Annotated in this window: 19 protein-coding genes; 7 read left to right on the forward strand and 12 right to left on the reverse strand. The window is 69.8% G+C overall.

Translation table 11 applies throughout. The annotated features are described in order from the left end of the window. The first annotated feature begins 40 nt into the window (after window positions 1–40). Window positions 41–1,360, forward strand: a complete 1,320-nt coding sequence (locus ACIP6U_RS13790) for an MFS transporter (protein WP_401716131.1) — start codon at window positions 41–43, stop codon at window positions 1,358–1,360. Between the two features lie 189 nt (window positions 1,361–1,549). Then, window positions 1,550–1,975 (forward strand): hypothetical protein, encoded by a 426-nt coding sequence (locus tag ACIP6U_RS13795; RefSeq protein ID WP_401716134.1) that lies wholly within the window; start codon window positions 1,550–1,552, stop codon window positions 1,973–1,975. Between the two features lie 235 nt (window positions 1,976–2,210). Here the strand turns inward: ACIP6U_RS13795 and ACIP6U_RS13800 are convergent, their stop codons facing one another. Further along, a complete protein-coding gene (locus ACIP6U_RS13800; RefSeq protein ID WP_401716136.1) occupies window positions 2,211–2,726 on the reverse strand; it encodes a GNAT family N-acetyltransferase in 516 nt (171 codons plus the stop codon). 25 nt (window positions 2,727–2,751) lie between these two features. After that, complete coding sequence (locus ACIP6U_RS13805) at window positions 2,752–3,525, reverse strand: GntR family transcriptional regulator (RefSeq protein WP_401716139.1); 774 nt, start codon at window positions 3,523–3,525, stop codon at window positions 2,752–2,754. Window positions 3,526–3,734: 209 nt separating this feature from the next. On the opposite strand from ACIP6U_RS13805, the gene ACIP6U_RS13810 reads away from it, so the two are divergent. After that, entirely contained in the window at window positions 3,735–4,115 is a 381-nt protein-coding gene (locus tag ACIP6U_RS13810) for a hypothetical protein (protein ID WP_401716142.1), read from the forward strand. A gap of 519 nt (window positions 4,116–4,634) precedes the next feature. Beyond that, window positions 4,635–4,979 carry a DUF2750 domain-containing protein gene (locus ACIP6U_RS13815; RefSeq protein WP_401716145.1) on the forward strand — a complete coding sequence of 115 codons (345 nt, stop codon included), beginning with the start codon at window positions 4,635–4,637 and terminating at the stop codon, window positions 4,977–4,979. A 63-nt stretch (window positions 4,980–5,042) separates the two neighbouring features. On the opposite strand, the gene ACIP6U_RS13820 is transcribed toward ACIP6U_RS13815, so the two are convergent. From ACIP6U_RS13820 to ACIP6U_RS13860, 9 genes are all read right to left on the reverse strand, one after another. Further along, window positions 5,043–5,561 carry a hypothetical protein gene (locus tag ACIP6U_RS13820; protein ID WP_401716148.1) on the reverse strand — a complete coding sequence of 173 codons (519 nt, stop codon included), beginning with the start codon at window positions 5,559–5,561 and terminating at the stop codon, window positions 5,043–5,045. Window positions 5,562–5,684: 123 nt separating this feature from the next. Beyond that, window positions 5,685–6,284, reverse strand: a complete 600-nt coding sequence (locus ACIP6U_RS13825) for a flavin reductase family protein (protein ID WP_401716151.1) — start codon at window positions 6,282–6,284, stop codon at window positions 5,685–5,687. A gap of 53 nt (window positions 6,285–6,337) precedes the next feature. After that, window positions 6,338–7,150 carry an enoyl-CoA hydratase/isomerase family protein gene (locus ACIP6U_RS13830; protein WP_401716154.1) on the reverse strand — a complete coding sequence of 271 codons (813 nt, stop codon included), beginning with the start codon at window positions 7,148–7,150 and terminating at the stop codon, window positions 6,338–6,340. After that, window positions 7,147–9,372, reverse strand: a complete 2,226-nt coding sequence (locus ACIP6U_RS13835; protein ID WP_401716157.1) for an acetate--CoA ligase family protein — start codon at window positions 9,370–9,372, stop codon at window positions 7,147–7,149. Before ACIP6U_RS13835 ends, ACIP6U_RS13830 begins: the two co-directional genes overlap by 4 nt. Before the next feature lie 163 nt (window positions 9,373–9,535). After that, window positions 9,536–11,029, reverse strand: a complete 1,494-nt coding sequence (locus ACIP6U_RS13840) for a flavin monoamine oxidase family protein (RefSeq protein WP_401716160.1) — start codon at window positions 11,027–11,029, stop codon at window positions 9,536–9,538. 207 nt (window positions 11,030–11,236) lie between these two features. Then, window positions 11,237–12,427, reverse strand: coding sequence for a flavin-containing monooxygenase (locus tag ACIP6U_RS13845; protein ID WP_401716163.1), 1,191 nt, complete (start codon window positions 12,425–12,427; stop codon window positions 11,237–11,239). Between the two features lie 115 nt (window positions 12,428–12,542). After that, entirely contained in the window at window positions 12,543–14,255 is a 1,713-nt protein-coding gene (locus tag ACIP6U_RS13850) for a caspase domain-containing protein (protein ID WP_401716165.1), read from the reverse strand. Window positions 14,256–14,269: 14 nt separating this feature from the next. Continuing rightward, window positions 14,270–14,698: a hypothetical protein gene (locus ACIP6U_RS13855; RefSeq protein WP_401716168.1), complete on the reverse strand. Its 429-nt coding sequence runs from the start codon at window positions 14,696–14,698 to the stop codon at window positions 14,270–14,272. A 65-nt stretch (window positions 14,699–14,763) separates the two neighbouring features. After that, window positions 14,764–15,342, reverse strand: a complete 579-nt coding sequence (locus tag ACIP6U_RS13860) for a TetR/AcrR family transcriptional regulator (RefSeq protein WP_401716171.1) — start codon at window positions 15,340–15,342, stop codon at window positions 14,764–14,766. A gap of 112 nt (window positions 15,343–15,454) precedes the next feature. On the opposite strand from ACIP6U_RS13860, the gene ACIP6U_RS13865 reads away from it, so the two are divergent. Beyond that, complete coding sequence (locus ACIP6U_RS13865) at window positions 15,455–15,901, forward strand: anthrone oxygenase family protein (protein ID WP_401716173.1); 447 nt, start codon at window positions 15,455–15,457, stop codon at window positions 15,899–15,901. Between the two features lie 10 nt (window positions 15,902–15,911). Here ACIP6U_RS13865 and ACIP6U_RS13870 read toward each other — a convergent pair whose 3' ends face one another. After that, entirely contained in the window at window positions 15,912–17,522 is a 1,611-nt protein-coding gene (locus ACIP6U_RS13870) for a subtype B tannase (RefSeq protein ID WP_401716980.1), read from the reverse strand. Window positions 17,523–17,764: 242 nt separating this feature from the next. Here ACIP6U_RS13870 and ACIP6U_RS13875 point away from each other — a divergent pair, with 242 nt between their 5' ends. Beyond that, window positions 17,765–18,220 (forward strand): DoxX family protein, encoded by a 456-nt coding sequence (locus ACIP6U_RS13875; RefSeq protein ID WP_401716176.1) that lies wholly within the window; start codon window positions 17,765–17,767, stop codon window positions 18,218–18,220. Then, window positions 18,217–18,639 (forward strand): Zn-ribbon domain-containing OB-fold protein, encoded by a 423-nt coding sequence (locus ACIP6U_RS13880; protein ID WP_401716178.1) that lies wholly within the window; start codon window positions 18,217–18,219, stop codon window positions 18,637–18,639. Before ACIP6U_RS13875 ends, ACIP6U_RS13880 begins: the two co-directional genes overlap by 4 nt. The last annotated feature ends 3 nt before the right edge of the window (window positions 18,640–18,642 follow it).

The following is an 18,642-nucleotide window of genomic DNA, read 5'->3' on the forward strand; positions in this document are numbered from 1 at the left end:
CCAGTCGTCCGGAGCGGGCGGAGGCCGGAAGCTGTATGTCGTGACCCAGACAACCGAGGCGGGCGCCGCCACCGAGGACACCCGGCCGGGCAAGCCGATCAAGAAGCACCGCATCCATCGTGCGTGGTTCGTGGCCGCCGTCACCTTCGTGACGATCATCGGTGCCGCCGCGTTCCGTTCCCTCCCCGGCCTGCTCATCGACCCGCTGCACCAGGAGTTCGGCTGGTCGCGCGGCACGATCGGCGCGGCGGTCTCCGTGAACCTCGCGCTGTACGGACTCACCGCGCCGTTCGCGGCGGCGCTGATGGACCGCTTCGGCATCCGGCGGGTCGTCGCGGTGGCCCTGAGCGTGATCGCGCTCGGCGCCGGGCTGACCGTGTGGATGACGGCCGCCTGGCAACTCATGCTGTGCTGGGGGCTGTTGGTGGGACTCGGCTCGGGCTCGATGGCGCTCGCCTTCGCGGCCACGGTCACCAACCGCTGGTTCACCGAACGCCGGGGCCTGGTCACCGGCATCCTCACCGCCGCGTCCGCCTCCGGCCAGCTGATCTTCCTGCCGGTGCTGTCGTGGATCGTCGAGAAGCACAGCTGGCGCCCGGCCGCCGTGACGGTCTCCCTCGCCGCCCTCGCGGTCGTCCCCTTCGTCTGGCTGCTGCTGCGCGACCACCCGGCCGACGTGGGCCAGAAGCCGTACGGCGCCACGGAGTTCGTGCCGAAGCCGGCGCCGGTGCAGGGCGCGGCCCGGCGCACGATCAAGGTCCTGCTCTCGGCCTCCCGCACCGGTACCTTCTGGCTGCTGGCCGGCACCTTCGCGATCTGCGGTGCCTCCACCAACGGTCTGATCCAGACCCACTTCGTGCCGGCCGCCCACGACCACGGCATGCCCGTCACGGCGGCGGCCTCGCTGCTCGCGGTGATCGGCGTCTTCGACGTGGTCGGCACGATCGCCTCCGGCTGGTTCACCGACCGCTTCGAGCCGCGCCGCCTGCTCGCCGTCTACTACGCCCTGCGCGGCGTCTCGCTCCTCTTCCTCCCCATGCTCCTGGCCCCCTCGGTCCACCCGCCGATGCTCTTCTTCATCGTCTTCTACGGCCTCGACTGGGTCGCCACCGTCCCGCCCACCGTCGCCCTGTGCCGCGAGCAGTACGGCGAGGACAGCGCGATCGTCTTCGGCTGGGTCCTCGCCTCCCACCAGGTCGGCGCCGCCCTGGTCGCCTTCCTGGGCGGAGTCGCCCGCGACGCCTTCGGCTCCTACGACATGGTCTGGTACGCCTCCGGGGCGCTGTGCGCGGTGGCGGCGCTGATGGCGTTGGTGATCCGGCGACGGCCGGTGGGTGTGGGGGCGGTGGCGGTCGCGTGAGGGAGGCCCGCACGATGGGCACCCTTGTATTCGGCGCTCGGGGGAACGTCGGCCGCCATGTCGCCGGAGGCCTGGTGGCCGTCGATCTCGAGGTGGCGGCCGTCGCCAACCGCGCCACTACATCGACGCACCGGCACCGTCCCCCAAATCCGTGGTCGCCACGGAGCTCAACTGCCTACGCTCCCATCCATGCGTACGGTCTTCGTGTTCCCCACAGGTGAGCGAGCTGAGACCGTCGCCTCGCTCGATCGGCATCTGCCCGAGCAGCGCGATCCGTGGACTCTGGACGGCAACCTCTACATCGACATCGACGATGGGCAGACCGGCTACCTCTTCGCCGACTGGGACCCCGAAGATGTGGCGATCCTCGAAGCGGGCATCGGACATCACCCCACGTGGGCGGTCCGGATCGACATCTCCGGGCGGATCGATGGCACCGCAGAGGTTCACCAATTGATCGCTCTGCTGCTTGAGGATGGAGGGGTGGCAACGGACGACTACACCACCCACCCATGGACCCTGCCGGAAATCCTGTCCGGAGCAGTGGCCGACGGCCTGCGCTTCTTCGACTTTCGCGGCTATCACGAACTCAAGCGCGAACACGGGCGCTCCTGACTCGATCACTTCACCAGCGAAAGTTCAGAGAAGCCTGCGTTCGCTGCTTCACGATCCGCCGCATGGCGACCAAGGGGGCAGATTGGCCGAGATTCGCGACAACCTCCTGGCCCGCGTCGTCGGTGTGCCGCGCAAGCCCTGCCGGAGGCCGGCACACCCCTGGACATGGCCGCGCTGGCTGTGATGGCGCTGAACGAGCCGGGGCACGGACACCAGGCCTACACGCTGTTTCTGATCAATCGGCGTCGGGAGCCACATAGCAGACGGCGTCGATGTGTTGCCCCGCACCGTAGTGGTGCGTGGCTTGGCCGGTCCTGAGCCAGCCGAGGCGTTCGTAGAGGCGGATGGCGGCAGAGTCCTTGGCCATCACGTCGAGGACCAGGCGGCGGTTGGTGCTCAGCCCGTAGTCCATGGCCGCTCGGACCAGCCGCTCGCCCAGGGCGTGTTGGCGTGCTTCCCGCACGACGAAGAGGCGAGCCAGTACGCCGATGTGCTGCTCGTCGGCCCCGCTCTGACCGGTCCACAGGGACACTCCGTCTTCGCCGTTCGGGCGCATCACCGCGACGTGGCCGACGATCCTCCGGTCGGTCTCCGCGATCCAGGAGGCCAGTACGTCGTCCGACCACAGCCAGGCCTCCGGACGGGCGACGCCTTCGACGGGGTACCCGTCGGTGGCGTGCACTTCCGTCAGCGCCGCTGCCGCACCCGGGAGGTCGGCGGCGCCGAGGGGTCGGATGACGGTGCTGTCCATGCGGGGCTCCTCGTGGGCTGGGAGTTCACTCGACGGGCAGTTCGTAGAGCAGGCCAGTGCGATCGGCGCGGTGTACGTAGCGCGACACCTCGAACGGCTCGCCCTCCTGGTCGAGGCTCGTGTGCAGGACTTCGAGCACGGGGACTCCGGGGAGCAGTTCGAGAACCGCTGCCTCCGCCGGTGTCGGCATGCGCGCGGTGATCTCGTCCCGTACGCGGGTCATCACGTGGCCGAGGTCTTCGAGGCGGCCGTAGATTCCGTCCTTGCCGGTCCTGGCCTGCGTCAGCGGGGTGTTCTGTGCCTCGTCCCACCGGAGGTAGGTCGACACGATCTGCATGGGTTCGTCGTCGGCGAAGTAGTGGTTCTCCCGATGCAGCACGCTCTCGTCGTCGGCCGGGACACTCAGGCGCTCCGCGATGTCCTGGGGCGGCCGTTCCCTGGCGACGCTCACGACGTCGATGCGGGCCTCCTTGCCCTGGCGTCGGGCTTCGAGTCGGAACGGGGTAAGGCCGGTCTCGCGGTTCTTGTGCGCGTATCGGTCACTGCCGAAACGGAACAGCCGCTGTGGCTCCCGTACGAAGACGCCACTGCCGTGACGGGCCGTCACCAGGCCTTCTTCCGCGAGGATGCGAATTGCCTCGCGGGCCGTGTTGCGTGCGGCTCCGTACTGCTGGGCGAGGGCGCGTTCGGAGGGCAGCTTGTCGCCGGGAGCGAGGCGACCTGCCTGCACTGCGGCTCGCAGTTCCTCCGCGATGCGCCTGCTCGGCGGCTGGTTCGAGGAGTGGCTGGAGGTTGTCATACCCGCAGCATAACAACTGGCTTAAGCCAGCCGCTTGACGCCTGTGACCCTCCGTGGGCAGACTGGCTTAAGCCAGTAGTTGGCCGATCTCCTCGGCCGGACCACGCCGGGACGGTGCCCTACCGCCAAGCAGACGCACCGTCCCGGTTCCCTTGGAAGGGAGCTTTCATGATGCCTGTGACACCGGTGGTCGCGGGAGGGGTGAGCGCGTGAGCCACGACCGAAACGGCGTCTCCGCCAGTCCCTTGGGGTTACGGCTGCTGCCCTGGGAGACCGAATCCGGCAAGCCCTGCTTCCTGTCCACGGACGGTACCCATGGTGTGTTGTCCCGCCTCGCCGACGAGATCGAGACGTCTCAACTCCGCGACGGAGCACAGGTTTTCGCGGGTGCGCGGACGGTCTTGGACGATCGCAAAGCCGGCGAGTACGCGCTACGGCGAGCGCTGCGGGCGACCACAGAGGTACTCGGCAATGTGCTGCGCGTCGCCGAGAGCCGGGGCGCCCGACTGCCCCAGCCGGATGGCGATGACGGGGCGGGTGATGAGAACAAGGGCGAGGGCGTCGCGAAACGCGGCGGTGATTACCGATGACGGCAACCAGCGCGCCTGCGCTGTCTGTTGAGTGCACGCTGGCGCGCAGGTCCGGCTACGAGGACGCACACGCCCAGTGCCGCCAACTCAGGGACGTGCCGCTGCCGCACTCCTTGCAGGTACTGCTTGTCGCTCGTTGTCGCTGCTTGTGCCACCGGATGCCGGCGCCGACGAACCGTTTGTGAGGGCGGCCATTGTCGGGTCGTGTGCGCGACCGTGATCACCGATCAGGTCCACGCTTTGGTGCCGGCGTGGGCGTTGTGTTGATGAACACGACCCCTTCGATGCACCCCCATGGCGGCCGCTCCGGGTCAGGGCCGCACCTCCAACTCCCGTACGCCGTTGATCTCCACGACCAGGAAAGAGGCCGATTTCGACGACCGTCGGCGACCCGCGGGAAGCGTTCCCGCATGCGTCCGAGAGCAGGTGCGTGCCCTGAAGTAGCCTTCGCGCCGTCCGACGCCGCCGCCTCAGAACTCCTGACGAAATGAGTGGCGGGGAACGTTAGGCTCGGTGGCCATGAGTCAGAGTGGTGCGCAAGCGGCAGCATTCTTCCGAGACGTTCGCCAGAGCCGAGTGGTCTGGCTTGTCCGGGATGACGATGGAAGTCCCACCCCTCTCGCCGCGGATGGCACGCGAAGTCTTCCTTTCTGGTCGACCTCGGCTCGCGCCCAGAGGGCGGCGAAGATCTGGGGGCATGGGCTACGGGTCGCATCCATGTCCCTGGAAGACTGGCGCGCCTGTGAACTGCCCGATATCGCCCGGGAAGGGCTCATGATCGGCATCAACTGGAGTGGGCCGCGCCTCGTCGGCTGGAGCTTCACCCCGATGGAAGTGCTCAACCGACTGGCGGCGGCTGACTAGTTCACGGGGTGGCTCGCCAGAGCGCCCGGCCGCCGTCGGCAAATGAGTCCGCGGAGGTGCGTGTCAGAGTTCTATATCGGTATCGATCAGACTCGCGTCCCAATTGTGTGGGGCTGCGTGGGCTATCCGCTCCACCAGCCGTCCGCAGAAGACAGGAACGCTGACCAGTACTCGATCTGTTTGAGAAGTGTCGACTGCGTAGGCCGTTGCGTCAGGGGTCAGCAGCACCGTCCTGCCGTTCACATCGCTGGGCTTTGGTGGGCCGTAGCCGTGCAGAAGGGAGCAACGCAGCTTGTAGATGATCCTCGCGTCGTCCGCTGTGACGCCGTGAGAAGTGAGCAGACGGTTCCACCGGTCGCCGACCGGGCCGGAGCCGGAGAGTGTGTCGAGCACCGTCATCGCCAGACTCAACCCGATCCACGATGCGTTGCCCTCTCCCGCTCCTGTCACGAGGTCACGACCGTTGGCCTGTCGCATGTCACGCAAGGCGAGTACGAGGCTGGGGTAGAGAGCGGATCTCCGCAGCTCGCACCGGAGCATGGACGGCGCTGGATCATTCCCGCGGTCGAGTTGTGTCGTCATGAGTGCAAGGTAGACGGAGCAAGTGGTTCTGACGGTGGTGTCTCTGTGTGACGCATCCCAGACGGCGCTCGCGGGCGCCTGCCCGTCTGACGGCCTGTACGTGAGACGCGTAGGCGGCGTCGTTCAGAGGAACCGCCCCTTGTGGAACAACAGCGGCTCTACGTCGGTGTCGTCGCCCGTGCCCAGTGCTTCCACCCGCCCCACCACGATCAGGTGGTCGCCGCCGGTGTGCACCGCGTGGATCGCGCAGTCGATCCATGCGACGGTGCCCGCGAGGCGGGGTGAGCCGGAGATCGGGGACGCGTCGTACGCCACGCCCGCGAACTTGTCCGCGCCGCGTACCGCGAAGCCGCGGCACAACTCGCCCTGGCCGGCGCCCAGTACGTTGACGCAGAAGGCGCCGGCGCGGGCGATGCGGGGCCAGGTGGTGGACGTACGGCCGACCATGAAGGCGATCAGGGGCGGGTCCAGGGAGAGGGACGAGAAGGACTGGCAGGCGAAGCCGGCGGGGCCCGTCTCGGTGTCAGTGGCGGTGGCGGTGATGACCGTGACGCCCGTCGCGAAGTGGCCTAGGACTCGGCGGAACTCGGTCGCGTCGAGCGGTGCGCGCTCGTCCTCGCCGACGCACCGCAACTCCGGTCGGGGCAGCGCCTCCACGCCGGCCGGGGTTCCGGCCGACCTGAGGTAGCGGACGGCTGCCGCTGCTGCCCCTGCGTGTCCCATCACGATTCCATCACCGTTCCCATTAGAGCTGACGGTTCGTCAGAGTGAAAGGGCTAGCGGCCCTTGTAGTCCGGAGTCCTGCGCTCCACGAAACTCCGTACCCCTTCCTGCGCGTCCCGCGTCGTCATGTTGATCTCCTGGGCCGCTGCCTCTGCGGCGAACGCCGTGGCCCGGTCGCTGTCCAGGGAGGCGTTGACCAGCTGTTTGGTCAGGGCGAGGGCGCGGGTGGGGCCGGTGGCCAGGCGGGTGGCCCACTCGCGGGTCGTTTTCTCCAACTCCTCGTCCGGGACGACCCGGTTGACCAGGCCGAGGCGTTCCGCGTCCGCCGCGCCCAGCGCGTCGCCGAAGAACATCAGCTCCTTCGCCCGGTGCGGACCGATCAGCCGCGGCAGCAGATACGCGCCGCCGCCGTCCGGGACCAGGCCCCTGCGCACGAACACCTCGATGAACCGCGCCGACTCCGCGGCCAGGACCAGGTCGCAGGCGAGGGCGAGGTGCGCGCCCAGGCCCGCCGCCGTGCCGTTCACCGCCGCGATCACCGGTTTCTCGCAGTCCAGGACGGCCGCGATCAGGCGTTGGGCGCCGAGGCGGATCGTGCGGGCCACGTCTCCGGGCACCCGTCCGCCGTTCGCCGTCCCGCCTGCCCGCAGATCCGCGCCCGCGCAGAAGCCGCGCCCGGTGCCGGTGAGGACCACCGCCCGTACGGACGGGTCGGCCGACGCCTCCGCCAACAGGCCGATCAGCCGGTCCCGTTGGTCCGGTGTGAGGGCGTTCAGGGCCTCGGGGCGGTTGAGGGTGAGGTACGTGACCTGGTCCGCGACCGTGTGGACGAGGTCGACCGCAGGCTCGGTCGTCGGCTCGGTCATCGGCACACCGCCAGCGCGTCCAGCGCCACCGCGCCCTGTCCGCGGGGCAGCACCATCAGCGGGTTGATGTCCAACTCGGCGAGGTCGTCGCCGAGTTCGAGTGCCATGCGCTGCACCCGCAGGATCACCTCGACGAGGGCGTCGAGGTCGGCCGGCGGCCGCCCCCGCACCCCGTCGAGGAGGGCCCGTCCGCGCAACTCCGCGAGCATGTCCCGGGTCTGTTCCTCGCCGAAGGGCGGTACGCGTACGGCCGCGTCGTGCAGGACCTCGACCAGCACCCCGCCGAGCCCGGCCGTGACCGTCGGTCCGAACAGCTCGTCGTGCGTGACGCCGACGAACATCTCGACGCCCCGCTCGACCATCTGGCAGACCAGGACACCGTCCAGCGTGACCCCTTCGTAGCGGGCGATGTCGGTCAACTCGCGGTAGGCGTCCCGGACCTGGCTGGCCGAGGTGAGGCCGATCTTCACCAGGCCGAGTTCCGTCTTGTGGGCGATCTGCGCGCCGGAGGCCTTCATCACCACCGGGTAGCCGACCAGCCCTGCCGCGCGGACGGCCGCCGCCGCGCTGGTCACCAGTTGCTCGCGGGGGACGCGGATGCCGTAGGCCCGGAGCAGTTGTTTGGCCGCGTGTTCGCTCAGCTGCTGGCCCGGGCGCATCAGGGCCTGTGCCTTGCGGAAGGACGGGGAGTGGGTGCGGGGGGCCTCGTCGAAGGGGGAGCGGTAGCGGGCGGTGAAGCGGTGGTGGTCGAGGTAGGCGCGGACGGCGGTGACGCAGTTGCCGGCCGTGCGGAAGGTGGCGACCCGGGAGGAGCCCAACAGCACCTCGCGGTAGGCCGGTTCGGTGCCGACGGGGGAGCCCCAGACCACACAGACCAGCTTGTCGGTCTGCTCGGCCGCGTCCACCAGGTCCCGCACGAGCCGGTCGCTGAGCGGCGGGAACGGGCCGGTGATCGGGCAGATCAGGACCCCGACCGACGGGTCGTCGAGGATCGCGTCGATGATTTTGCGGCCGCGGTGGTCGCCGACCGGGTGGCCGCCGTTGTCGACCGGGTTGGCCACGCTCAGGAACTCCGGTATCCACTGGTGCAGTTCGGCCTGCTTGGCCTCGGACAGCACCGGCAGGGACAGTCCCGCCCCGGTGGCCAGGTCGGCGAAGTGGGCGCCCGTGCCGCCGGAGATGGAGTAGACGACCACGCCGTCGGCCTGGGGTGGACGGGCGCGGGCCAACAGGGCCGCGGTGTCCTGGAGTTCGTCGAGACCGTCGACCCTGATCACGCCGAACTGCCGCATCGCCGCGTCCACCACCGTGTCCGCGCCGGTCAGCTTGCCGGTGTGGGAGGCGGCCGTACGGGCGCCGGTCTCGGTGCGGCCGACCTTGACGGCGACCACCGGCACCCCGCGCCGGGCGGCCCGGTCGGCGGCGAGCAGGAAGGAACGGCCGTCCTTGAGGCCTTCGACGTAGCAGGCGATGGCGCCGACCTCGGGCAACTCCGCGAAGTAGGAGAGGAAGTCGGCGGTCTCCAGGTCGGCCTCGTTGCCGGTGGGCGCCCAGTGGGAGAGGCGGATGCCGAGCTCCTGGAGCGCGAAGACGGGCCGCCCCTGGTGCCCGGACTGGGTGATCAGCGCGATCGCGGGACCGTCGAGGTCGTCCCGGAACCGCTCGAAGGCGTTGAGGTTGGTGTTGGGCCCCAGCAGCCGCATCCCCGACCGCCGCACGGCGGCCGCGAGTCGGGCCTGTGCGGCCGCCCCCTCGGCGCCCGTCTCCGCGAACCCGGAGGCGAAGACGACCGCGAACTTCACCTTGGCCTCGGCGAGTTCCTCGATCACGGGCAGTGGCTCCGCGACCAACAGGACGGCGAGGTCGACCTGTTCGGGCAGATCGGCGACGGTCGCGACGCACGGCAGCCCGAAGACGGACGTACGTGTGGGATGTACGGGGTGCAGGCGCGCCCCGACCCGCTCCGCCCAGGCCACCAACTGCCGGGTGACACCGGTGTTCGGCCGCCCCTCCGCGTCCGAGGCGCCGATCACTGCGACGGACTCGGGCCGGAAGAACCGGTCCAGATCGGGTACGCCGGCATACAGCGGCCGGCCCCCGACATCGAGGTCGTCCACCTCGGCGGGCCTGCCGTGGACGGCAGGCGCGGGTTGCTCGCCGCAGGCGATGACCCGGGCCCGGCGGGAGTCGGTGGTGAGAGTGCCGTGGGTTGATCCAAGCATCGTCCGCCCGCTCCTGTGAGACAGCCAAATAACTGACGCACTGTCAGATTACTGAACTGACGCGGTGTCAGGAACGGGCGTGCGTGCAAAGTTGAACTAAGTGGTGTGGGTCAGTGCCCCCGGAGGCTCACGCACCGGCTCCCGCCGAGGCGGGCGGGCCGACTCACAGCGCCGCGAGCACCTCCTTCGCCGCCCGCTCGCCGGAACGCACCGCCCCGTCCATGAACCCGTTCCAGTACGTCGACGTCTCCGTGCCGGCCCAGTGGATGCCGTCGACCGGGGTGCGCAGGGCGGTGCCGTACTCGGTGAGGACGCCCGGAGGGGCGTAGGCGACCGGGCCGCCTCGGGTGAAGCCCTCGTTGTCCCAGCGCTGGAGGACGAAGGAGGTTGGGGTCTTGGCCTTTTCGCCGAAGTAGGTGGCGTAGTCCTTGAGGACGGCCGCCTTCACGTCGGCGACCGACGCGGCGTCGTACTCGCGCATCTCGTCGGCCTCGATGAAGCCCATCAGGGCGCCGTAGGAGGCGTCCGGCGGGGAGTTGTCGAAGGTGGAGCGGACGGCGCCGGTGTCGCTGACGACCTGGCCGTTGAGGCCGTCGGCGCGCCAGAACGGGGTGTCGTAGACGGCGATGGCCTTGCCGATGGAGCCCATCGGGAGGCGCTGGCCCAACTGGTCGCGGGCGGCCGGGAGGAGGGGGTCGAAGGTGATGCGGCCGGCCAGCGGGGGCGGTACGGCGACCACGACCTTCTTCGCGGTCACCGTCACACCGTCCGCCGTCACCACGTACTTGGCACCGGACTTCGTGATCGAGCGCACCGGCGCGCTCAGCACCACGCGGTCGCCGAGGGTGGCCGCGAGCTTGATCGGCACCTGCTGGGAACCGCCGACGAAACGGGACTCCTGGGCGCCGTTCGCGGTGTCGGTGAGGCGTTCCAGGGTGCCGGGGGTGGACTCGTTGCCGGCGGCGGCGATGTAGAACAGCACGAAGAGCAGGGAGAGTTCGCGGGGCTGGGCCGAGAAGATGGACGTGGTCGCCACGTCCAGCAGGAACTTCGCCGACGGCACGATCGCGTTGGCGTTCAGCCAGCTCTCGAAGGTCTGCTTGTCCCACTCGGCGGCCTTCGCCGCGGTCCAGGGCGCGTTCACCGGCACCTTGGTCGCCATGTCGTCGAGCGCGGCCTGCACGATCGCGGCGTTGGCCAGGCCCGCCACGTCGATCGGCGGGACCGAACCGAGGAGGCCGTCGGTGGCGTAAGGAGTCTTCTTGCCGTCCTTGTAGAGCAGGTTCTTGCCGGTGTTGTACGTCGTGAAGGTCGCGACGCCGAGCGAGTCGGCCAGCGCCTTGATGCGGTCCTGGGTGGGGCCGATGAACTCGCCGCCGCCCTCGGTGACCCCGCCGTTCGCGAGCGCCAGGTTCACCACCCGGCCGCCGACGCGGTCCCGGGCCTCCAGGACGGCCACGGTCTTGCCGGCGGCGACCAGGTCGCGGGCCGTCGTCAGCCCCGCGAGCCCGCCGCCGACGATGGCGACGTCCACGTCGCGGGTGGCGGCGGCGGCCGTTCCCGCGGCGGTGCCGGTGAGGGCGACGGCTCCGACGGTGGCGGCCGCGCCGCCGATCAGGGAGCGTCGGGAGAGCGATAGCTGTCTTTCACGTGCCACGTGCGTCCTCCGTCGATGAGCGAGAGGTGGGCGGAGCTGAAAGATGCGCACCGGGTGGGGGAACGGGCGCGAAAAGCTGAGCAGCGCTCACATTCTGGACCCATGGCGGGGCGCGGTACAGCTCCTTAACCACATCCGTCTCGGACGTAACAGGAGTCGCAGGTCGGGAAGTTGACGGAACTTACTTCTCGGTATGGGACCGGTTTCTCACGACCGCGTGCGCCGGCGGTCCTTCACGACCGCCTTCGCGATCTTCTCCGCGTCGATGGCCATCTCGCGGAGCATGCCGCTGATGGGGTTGGTGAAGCCGGTGAAGTACAGGCCGGGTGCCTGGCTCGGGGTGCGCGAGCCGTGCACGACGGGCTTGCCGCGCTCGTCCAGTACGTCGAGATGACCCACGAGCCCTTCGAGTCCGCGCGCGTAACCGGTGGCCGCGACGACCGCGTCCGGCGACAGAAGGCTCCCGTCGGCGAGCGCGACCTTGCCGTCCTCGAAACCGGCGACGGCGGCCACGACCTCGACCCGGCCCTTGCGTACGGCGTTGATCAGACCGACGTCCAGGATCGGCACGGAGCCCTCCTTGACCCGGCTGTAGAGCCCGGTGTCCGGTCTGGGCAGCCCGTGCGCCGACAGGTCCGGGATGCTGAGCTTCGCCATCGGCCGGGCCAGCCGGTCGACCAGACGGACCGGCAGCCGTCGTACCAGCACGCTCGTGTACTGGGCGGCCCAGCCGGCCGTCGAGCGGCGCACCATGTGCGGGGTGGTGCGCACGGCGAGCCGCACGCGCGAGGCCCCGCCCTCGACCAGGTCCACGGCGATCTCGGCACCGGTGTTGCCGACACCGACGACCAGCACGTCACGGCCCGCGTACGGCTCGGCGTTGCGGTACGCGCCCGCGTGCAGGAAATCGCCCTTGTACGTGTCGAGGCCGGGCCAGTCCGGGACGTTCGGGGTGTGGTTGTAGCCGGTGGCGACGACCACGGCGGCGCCGGTCAGTTCGCGACCGCCGGTGGCGTGCAGCAGCCAGCCGTCGCCGTCCGCGGAACGCTCGACGCGGGACACCTCCACGCCGGTGACGATCTCCAGCTCGTGGTGCTCGGCGTACTTCTCCAGGTACCGCACGACGTCGTCCCGCGACACCCACCGCCCGAACCGGCGCGGCATCGCCAGCCCCGGCAGCGACGACAGGCGCCGGGTGGTGTGCAGGTGCAGCCGGTCGTAGTGCCGCCGCCAGGACGCGCCGACGTGGTCGGACTTCTCCAGGACGACCGCGCGCATACCGCGGGCACGCAGCGCGTACGCGACGGCCAGGCCGCCTGGACCGCCCCCGATGACGTATACGGGGCGGTTCGTGTGCGTGGGTGCGGCGGCTGGTGCGGACGCTGTGGAGTCGGCCATGAGCGCGAGCGTAATCACGCGCCCCGTTGATGGGTCTCGGTCAAGAGGGGAATTGGTTGCGGATTGATCACGGGTGGGGGAGGAGTGGGTGGGTTATGTGGCGTAGAGGGGTCGGCTAGGGGTGGCCGGTCACCGCGGCGAGGGCCGACGCGGATACGGCTCTGGCGCGACCACTGGGCCAGAGGAGGCCGTCGGGGGTGCGGACGACCACCCATTGGCCGGGGGCGGGGAGGCCGATGACCTCGACGGGTACAGGGTCCTCCGTGCCGAAGGGCGGGTCGCCTTCGTCGACGCGCTTGGCGTAGAAGGAGTGGGGCAGCGCCAGGCTCAACTCATCGGACCACAACACGACGTGCGGGCGCGGGGCTTCGGTGATCGATTCGATGTCGTATTCGTCGTACTGAGAGGGCTCGACATAGACCTTCAACAGCATGCGGGTGACAGGCAGCGCCGGGAGCCGGAGGAAGCGGTGCAGGTGGAAGAAGATCCAGGTGACGTTCACGGAGGCGATCACGGTCGACAGGCTGACGAGGGCGAGGAGGAGCACGACGACCAGCGCGATCTTGCGCCAGTGGCTGTGGTCATCCCAGGCCAGCAGCCGCACGAACAGACTCACGGATGCCGCGCAGCTGAGCAGGGATGCCAGCGCGAACCACGCCTCGCGCGTGAGCCTGCGGTAGACGGGGTCGTGGGATTTGAGGGCGGTGTGGGTGCCCTCGGTCCTGGTGGGCCGGACGGCGGTGGGCCAACTCCCGTTGGTCCGCGCCCGCTTGAAGCCAGCCAGTTGCTTTGCTGACCAGGTCACGATTCCCGTGCCGTCGGGCAGGGCGAACCGCACGTCCCCGACCGGTGTCACCGACGAGACCGGCCGGACCTGTTTCCGACGGATCGTGAATCGCTCCTCGGCGAACCACCACCCCTGAGCCTTACGCCTGCCCCCGGCCGCGACCAGTTCGTCCCGGTGGACGGTCAGCGTCCCCTCCGGTTCGGTTAGCAGGACATGCAGTACCCCGCTGAAGTGGCTCTCGACCATGGGGCGTTCGCTCACGCCGTGGGCGTTCGTGAACAGGGGCCGCAGGTCCGGGAAGTCGGCGACATCGGCCCGCTCCGGCGTCCGCCGCGCCAGCGCCACATGCCCCGCCCGCCCCTCCGTCTTCATCTCCGGGTGCTGCCCCGACCCCCGCATACGGTCATCCACGTACCGATAGACGTCCTCGACCGTCACATACCCGTCCGCACCCACCGCCCCGTGCCGCAGCCCCGCCACCAACGCGGCCGTGAACGGGCTCGGTTGACCGTCATCCGCCGCGTCCGCCGCCGTCTCCAGCAGTCCGCATCCGGTCATCACGAACCGCCCCCGGCCGGCGAACCGGGCCGCCGCCTCGTCCCCCTTGGCCGTGGCCGCCCGTCCGCTGAAGCAGCAGTCCAGGACGACGACGATCGCGCGGGCCGCGCAGTCGTCCATCAGCTCGTTGACGTACGACTGCCGGACCGCGCGGGTGCGCAGCCAGTCGATGGTGGTGTCACGGGTGCACAGGTGCAGCCGGTTGTGCAGGTCGAGTCGGCCGTGGCCGCTGTAGTAGAGGAGCAACTGCTCGCGTGCGGTGGCCCGGTGGAAGAAGGTGAACAGCGCTTCCTGGACCTGCTGGGCCGTCCCGTCCAGGACCGAGGTCACCTCCCAGGGCAGCCCGGCCTCGGGATCGGTGAGCGCGGCGCGCAGTTCCGAGAGGTCGTTCGCCGGGCCGCGCAGCCGCTCCAGCGCCGGTTCGTCGGGGAACTCGGCGTTGCCGATCAGCAGGGCGCGGTACGCAACGGGGGCCTCAGTCACCGGAGTTGCCCGCCTCAGCCAACGGATTCGCCGTCCGGCTCCGGCTCCGCTTCCGGCTCGTCCGCCGCGCCCTGCCCGGCGGAGCCCGTCGCCGCCCGCAATCCATGCTCCAGCGCTGCCTGCAACGTGGCGTTGTCCGCCGTGGAAGCCGTGGCCGTGAACTCGCCCTTCTCGCCGTTCACTTCCCAGGCGAGGTGGACCGTGCGGTCGCGGTCGCGCACCAGCCAGGCCTTCACCACCGCCACCACGCCGGCGACCACGGCCGGGCTGAGCAGTAGGGCGACATCCGGCAGCCAGCCACCCTTCGTGCCGGGTCGGACAGCGGTCGGCCGCCCGGTCACCAGCGGCGTCTGCTGCCCCAAGTCTTCGTGCAGCAGCCGTACTTGGGACAGCCATCTGTCGTCATCGGCGTCGAAGCGATCGCTGGTCGCCGCGACCGACACCCGTAGTTCCTCCACTTGCGCACCACCCCCAGCGGGAGCGTACTAGGGCGCGGTCGTACGTCGTGTCAGATCACGGCGAGCCGGTCCACCAGCAGTTCCGCCCTCCGGTCGGCGTCCCCCGGCGGCAGCCGTCCCGCCCGGGTCAGGGTCGCCAGTCCGTGCAGGGCGGCCCAGAACAGCTCGGTGAACAGTCCCGGGTGGACGCCTTCCCCGGCGACCTCGGCGAGCGTCTCCAGCAGGGCGGCGAAGGCGTCCTTCAGCGGCGCCGGGGTCTCCTCGGCCGCGAACGCCAGGCCGCCGTCGAGCTGGAACATCGCGTCGTAGACCGCCGGATTGCGCTCGGCGAAGTCGAGGTAGGCGCGGGCGAGGGCGGTGACCCGGGCGCGCGGGCCGTCGGCGGCGGAGGCCGCGGTCCGCAGTGCCGAGGCCATCTCGGATGCGCCCTCCAGGGCGACCGCGCCGATGATCTCGCGTTTGCCGCGGAAGTGGCTGTAGAGGACGGGCTGGCTGTACTCGATGCGCTCGGCGAGCCGGCGGGTGGTGACCGCGTCCCAGCCCTGCCGCTCGGCGAGTTCGCGGGCCGTCGCCACGATGAGGCGCTCGCGGACGGCCCGTTCGCGCTCCTTGCGTTCCTGTACCGACATGACTCGATCCTAGCACCGCTAGACAATCAAGCGGCAGTAGGTCTAGCGTTGCACCATCGGCTAGCAACGCTAGATTCGAAGCCGGCACCACTGGATTCCTGAAGGGGCAGTCATGCTGAACGCGCTTGAGATCGGCACCACCGTGATCGTCGGCCTGATGGTGGGCGTGGAGTTCTCCGTCGCCTTCGTCATCAACCGGATCCTCAACGCCCTCCCCGACGACAGCAACCAACTCGGCCGCGCCCACGGGGGCCGGATGCTCGGCGCCGTCATGCCGTTCTGGTACATCGGCTCGCTCGTCCTCGTCGCGGTCTGGGCCGTGGCGGGACGCGACCACGACGGCGTCGGGCTCGTCGTCACCGCCGGCGCGCTGCTGATCGTCAGCGTGGTCATGTCGGTCCTGCTGCTCGTCCCGATCAACAACCGGGGCAAGACCTGGACCCCCGAGAACCGGCCCGCGGACTGGAAGGAGCAGATGAACCGCTGGGACCGCTTCCACTACGTCCGCGTGGCCGTCATCGTCGGCGCCTTCGCTCTGCTGGCCACCGCCCTCGCCTGACCGGACGGTGCTACTTCCGCGCACCCCGATGCCCGGTCACCTGGGCGATCCACTTGATGAAGTCGCCCGGGTCGGTGTTCGCGCCGTGGCCCTCGTCCCAGTAGTAGAGGTGGTTCACGTCGTCGCCGAGGTTGTCCAGGCGGGCCGCCAGATTCGCCGACACCGTCAGCGAGGTGTCCGAGTCCTTGGTGCCGAGGCGGATCCACCAGTGCTTGGAGCGCTTGGAGTTGACCTTCTCCACCAGGTGGTACATCGGGTTCATGAGGTGCAGCAGCTCGGGGATGTCGCTCGCGACCCGCTTGCCGCTCAGGCCCGTCGAGTCGTTCTTCGCGCCGTACGCCGTGAAGTGCCGGGCCAGGGTCGTGCCCGCGCCGAACTCGTTGTTCTCGCCGGCCGACAGGTCGAAGGCGTCGAAGGCGGGGGCGTCCTTCTTGCGGGCGCCGACGTGGGTGAGGAAGTCGGCCCAGGTGAAGGTGGCCTTGCCGCCCGACCAGGTGATGAAGGTGTTGGCGGCGAGGTAGGTCTCGCGGGCCGAGTCCGACAGGGCCGCGAGGTACGTCGTCGCCGACGGCTCCAGGTACTGCTCGACCAGGTACGCGTCGAGGTTGCGGGCGTTCAGCGGCCCGAAGCCGCCGAGGCCGCGCAGCTTCAACGAGGCCTGGTACTCGGCGAATTGAGCTCGCAGTGCCTTCGACACCGTCTGGTCGACCTGCTTGCCGGTGCTGAGGTCGTTGCCGCCCCAGTTCCACTCGTAGGAGCCGTCGGCGTGCTCCAGGTCGGTGATCGGGCACCAGGCGCCGGTCGCGAAGATGGCGTCGGAGGCGTCGGCCGCGCCGATCTCCTTGAGGTACTTGTCGTAGATCGGGCTGTCGCCGGACGCGCCGAGCAGCGAGGACAGGGCGCCACCGGCGCTCGTACCGGCGGAGACGATCCGCTCGACGTTGCCGGGGATTCGGCCCTTGTTGGCCTTCACATACCGGACCGCGGCCTTGAGGTCGACGATCGCGGCGGGGGCGGTGCCGTAGTACTCGCCACTGGAGTTCTTGAGGGTACGGCCGCGGGCGCCGGGCTCGATGACGACGTAACCGGCGGCCAGCGCGAGGAGTTGGTTGCCGGCGGTCGCGCCGCCGGTGGCGTTGGTGTTGCCGTTGGCACCAGGCGCCGAAGCGGAGGCGGAGGCCGAGGAACTGGGCGCACCGCTGGGAGCCGCGCCGCCCCCGCCCATCGCCGAACCCCCGCCGCCGACCTCGGTCGCGTCCGCCACGGAGGCGGGCAGATAGCCGCCGATGGAGTTCGCGAGCAGAATCGGGGCGTTTGCGGGGTCGACCGTCTCGCCGTCGATCTCGACCGGGGCGCTGACGATGAGCGACTGGTAGGTGGCGTCCACCGGGTTCGCGACGTAGGTGATCGCCTTCCAGAAGTGGTAGACGACCGTGTGCTCGTCGCCGTCGGTGTCCGTGACGGTCTTGGTCAGCTTCGTGTAGGCGTCCGGGTCGAAGACCAGGGCGTCCGAGGAGGACGCCGAGGATGCCGAGGACGACGAAGACTTCGCGTCGCTCGCGTTCGCGCTGAGTGCGATGCCGCCGACCGCCGCGACACCGGCGGTGGCGCCGAGCCCCATGACCACTGTCCTGCGCTTCACTGCCCTGCGCTTCACCTTGCTGCCTCTCGCCGCTCCGACGTCATGGCCTGACTTCCTGACCTGACTTCCTGGCCTTGCGCTTGCGAACGTAAGTGGTCGCGAACAAAATCGTCAACAATCCGCGGTGCCTTCATGGGGAGCCCACAGCCCCCTCCTGGACTCACAGGTTTTTCCGACGCTCCCCTCGGCTTCCGCACAGATCTGACGTACCGTCAGATGCCATGGACACGATCTGGCTCAGCGGGGCGGAATGGCTCGCGGTCCTTCGTATAGGACTCGGCCTGTGGTGGCTGGAGAGCTGGCGGCACAAGGACAAGAAGGGCTGGTTCGAGCGCGGGACCGGCATCGAGTGGGCGGCGGGCGTGGCCGCCAAGCACCGCTGGAACGCGGTCCGTTCGGGCTTCGACGTGGTCGTCCGCCCACGCCCGCGGACGATGGCGTACGTCGTCGTCTACGCCGAACTTGCCCTGGGCCTCGGCCTGGTGGCCGGCCTCCTGACCCCCGTCGCCCTGATCGGCGGACTGCTCCTCAACGTCCTCTACTTCACGCTCATGATCCACGACTGGGCCGAGCAGGGGCAGAACGCGATGATGGCGCTGATCTCCCTGGTCGCCCTGTTCGGGATGGCCTGGCAGACCTGGTCGGTGGACAGCGCGCTGGGCTGGTTCGGCGGATGACGACGACCGAGCCCCCGCGCGGTTTCGACGTCCCGGAACCGGACGCCTTCACCCGCGCCTACTGGGAGGCGGCGGCGCGGGGCCGGCTCCTGATCCGCCGCTGCGCGAGCTGCACCCGCGCCCACCACTACCCCCGCGAGTTCTGCCCGCACTGCTGGAGCGAGGACGTGACCTGGGAGCCGGCGACCGGCCGGGCGACCTTGTACACCTGGTCGACCGTCCACCGCAACGACCTCCCGCCCTTCGCCACCCGCACCCCGTACATCGCCGCCGTGGTCGACCTGGCGGAGGGGCCGCGGATGATGACGGAGATCGTGGGGTGCGGGGAGGGGGAGCTGCGGGCCGGGATGGCCCTGGCGGCGACCTTCCCGGACGGCGTCCCGAAATTCAGGCCGCACGGCACGGCTCCAACGACTTGAATG

This window comes from Streptomyces sp. NPDC088794 (assembly GCF_044750545.1).
Classification (GTDB): domain Bacteria; phylum Actinomycetota; class Actinomycetes; order Streptomycetales; family Streptomycetaceae; genus Streptomyces.

Bases quoted from the DNA above. Each gene is read 5' to 3' on its own strand.
- ACIP6U_RS13865 (WP_401716173.1), top strand. From the start codon at position 15,455: ATGCTGAACGCGCTTGAGATCGGCACCACCGTGATCGTCGGCCTGATG.
- ACIP6U_RS13825 (WP_401716151.1), bottom strand. From the start codon at position 6,284: ATGGGACACGCAGGGGCAGCAGCGGCAGCCGTCCGCTACCTCAGGTCG.
- ACIP6U_RS13880 (WP_401716178.1), top strand. From the start codon at position 18,217: ATGACGACGACCGAGCCCCCGCGCGGTTTCGACGTCCCGGAACCGGAC.
- ACIP6U_RS13870 (WP_401716980.1), bottom strand. From the start codon at position 17,522: ATGGGGCTCGGCGCCACCGCCGGTGTCGCGGCGGTCGGCGGCATCGCA.
- ACIP6U_RS13835 (WP_401716157.1), bottom strand. From the start codon at position 9,372: ATGCTTGGATCAACCCACGGCACTCTCACCACCGACTCCCGCCGGGCC.
- ACIP6U_RS13795 (WP_401716134.1), top strand. From the start codon at position 1,550: ATGCGTACGGTCTTCGTGTTCCCCACAGGTGAGCGAGCTGAGACCGTC.
- ACIP6U_RS13830 (WP_401716154.1), bottom strand. From the start codon at position 7,150: ATGACCGAGCCGACGACCGAGCCTGCGGTCGACCTCGTCCACACGGTC.
- ACIP6U_RS13860 (WP_401716171.1), bottom strand. From the start codon at position 15,342: ATGTCGGTACAGGAACGCAAGGAGCGCGAACGGGCCGTCCGCGAGCGC.
- ACIP6U_RS13820 (WP_401716148.1), bottom strand. From the start codon at position 5,561: ATGACGACACAACTCGACCGCGGGAATGATCCAGCGCCGTCCATGCTC.
- ACIP6U_RS13800 (WP_401716136.1), bottom strand. From the start codon at position 2,726: ATGGACAGCACCGTCATCCGACCCCTCGGCGCCGCCGACCTCCCGGGT.
- ACIP6U_RS13845 (WP_401716163.1), bottom strand. From the start codon at position 12,427: ATGGCCGACTCCACAGCGTCCGCACCAGCCGCCGCACCCACGCACACG.
- ACIP6U_RS13875 (WP_401716176.1), top strand. From the start codon at position 17,765: ATGGACACGATCTGGCTCAGCGGGGCGGAATGGCTCGCGGTCCTTCGT.
- ACIP6U_RS13815 (WP_401716145.1), top strand. From the start codon at position 4,635: ATGAGTCAGAGTGGTGCGCAAGCGGCAGCATTCTTCCGAGACGTTCGC.
- ACIP6U_RS13805 (WP_401716139.1), bottom strand. From the start codon at position 3,525: ATGACAACCTCCAGCCACTCCTCGAACCAGCCGCCGAGCAGGCGCATC.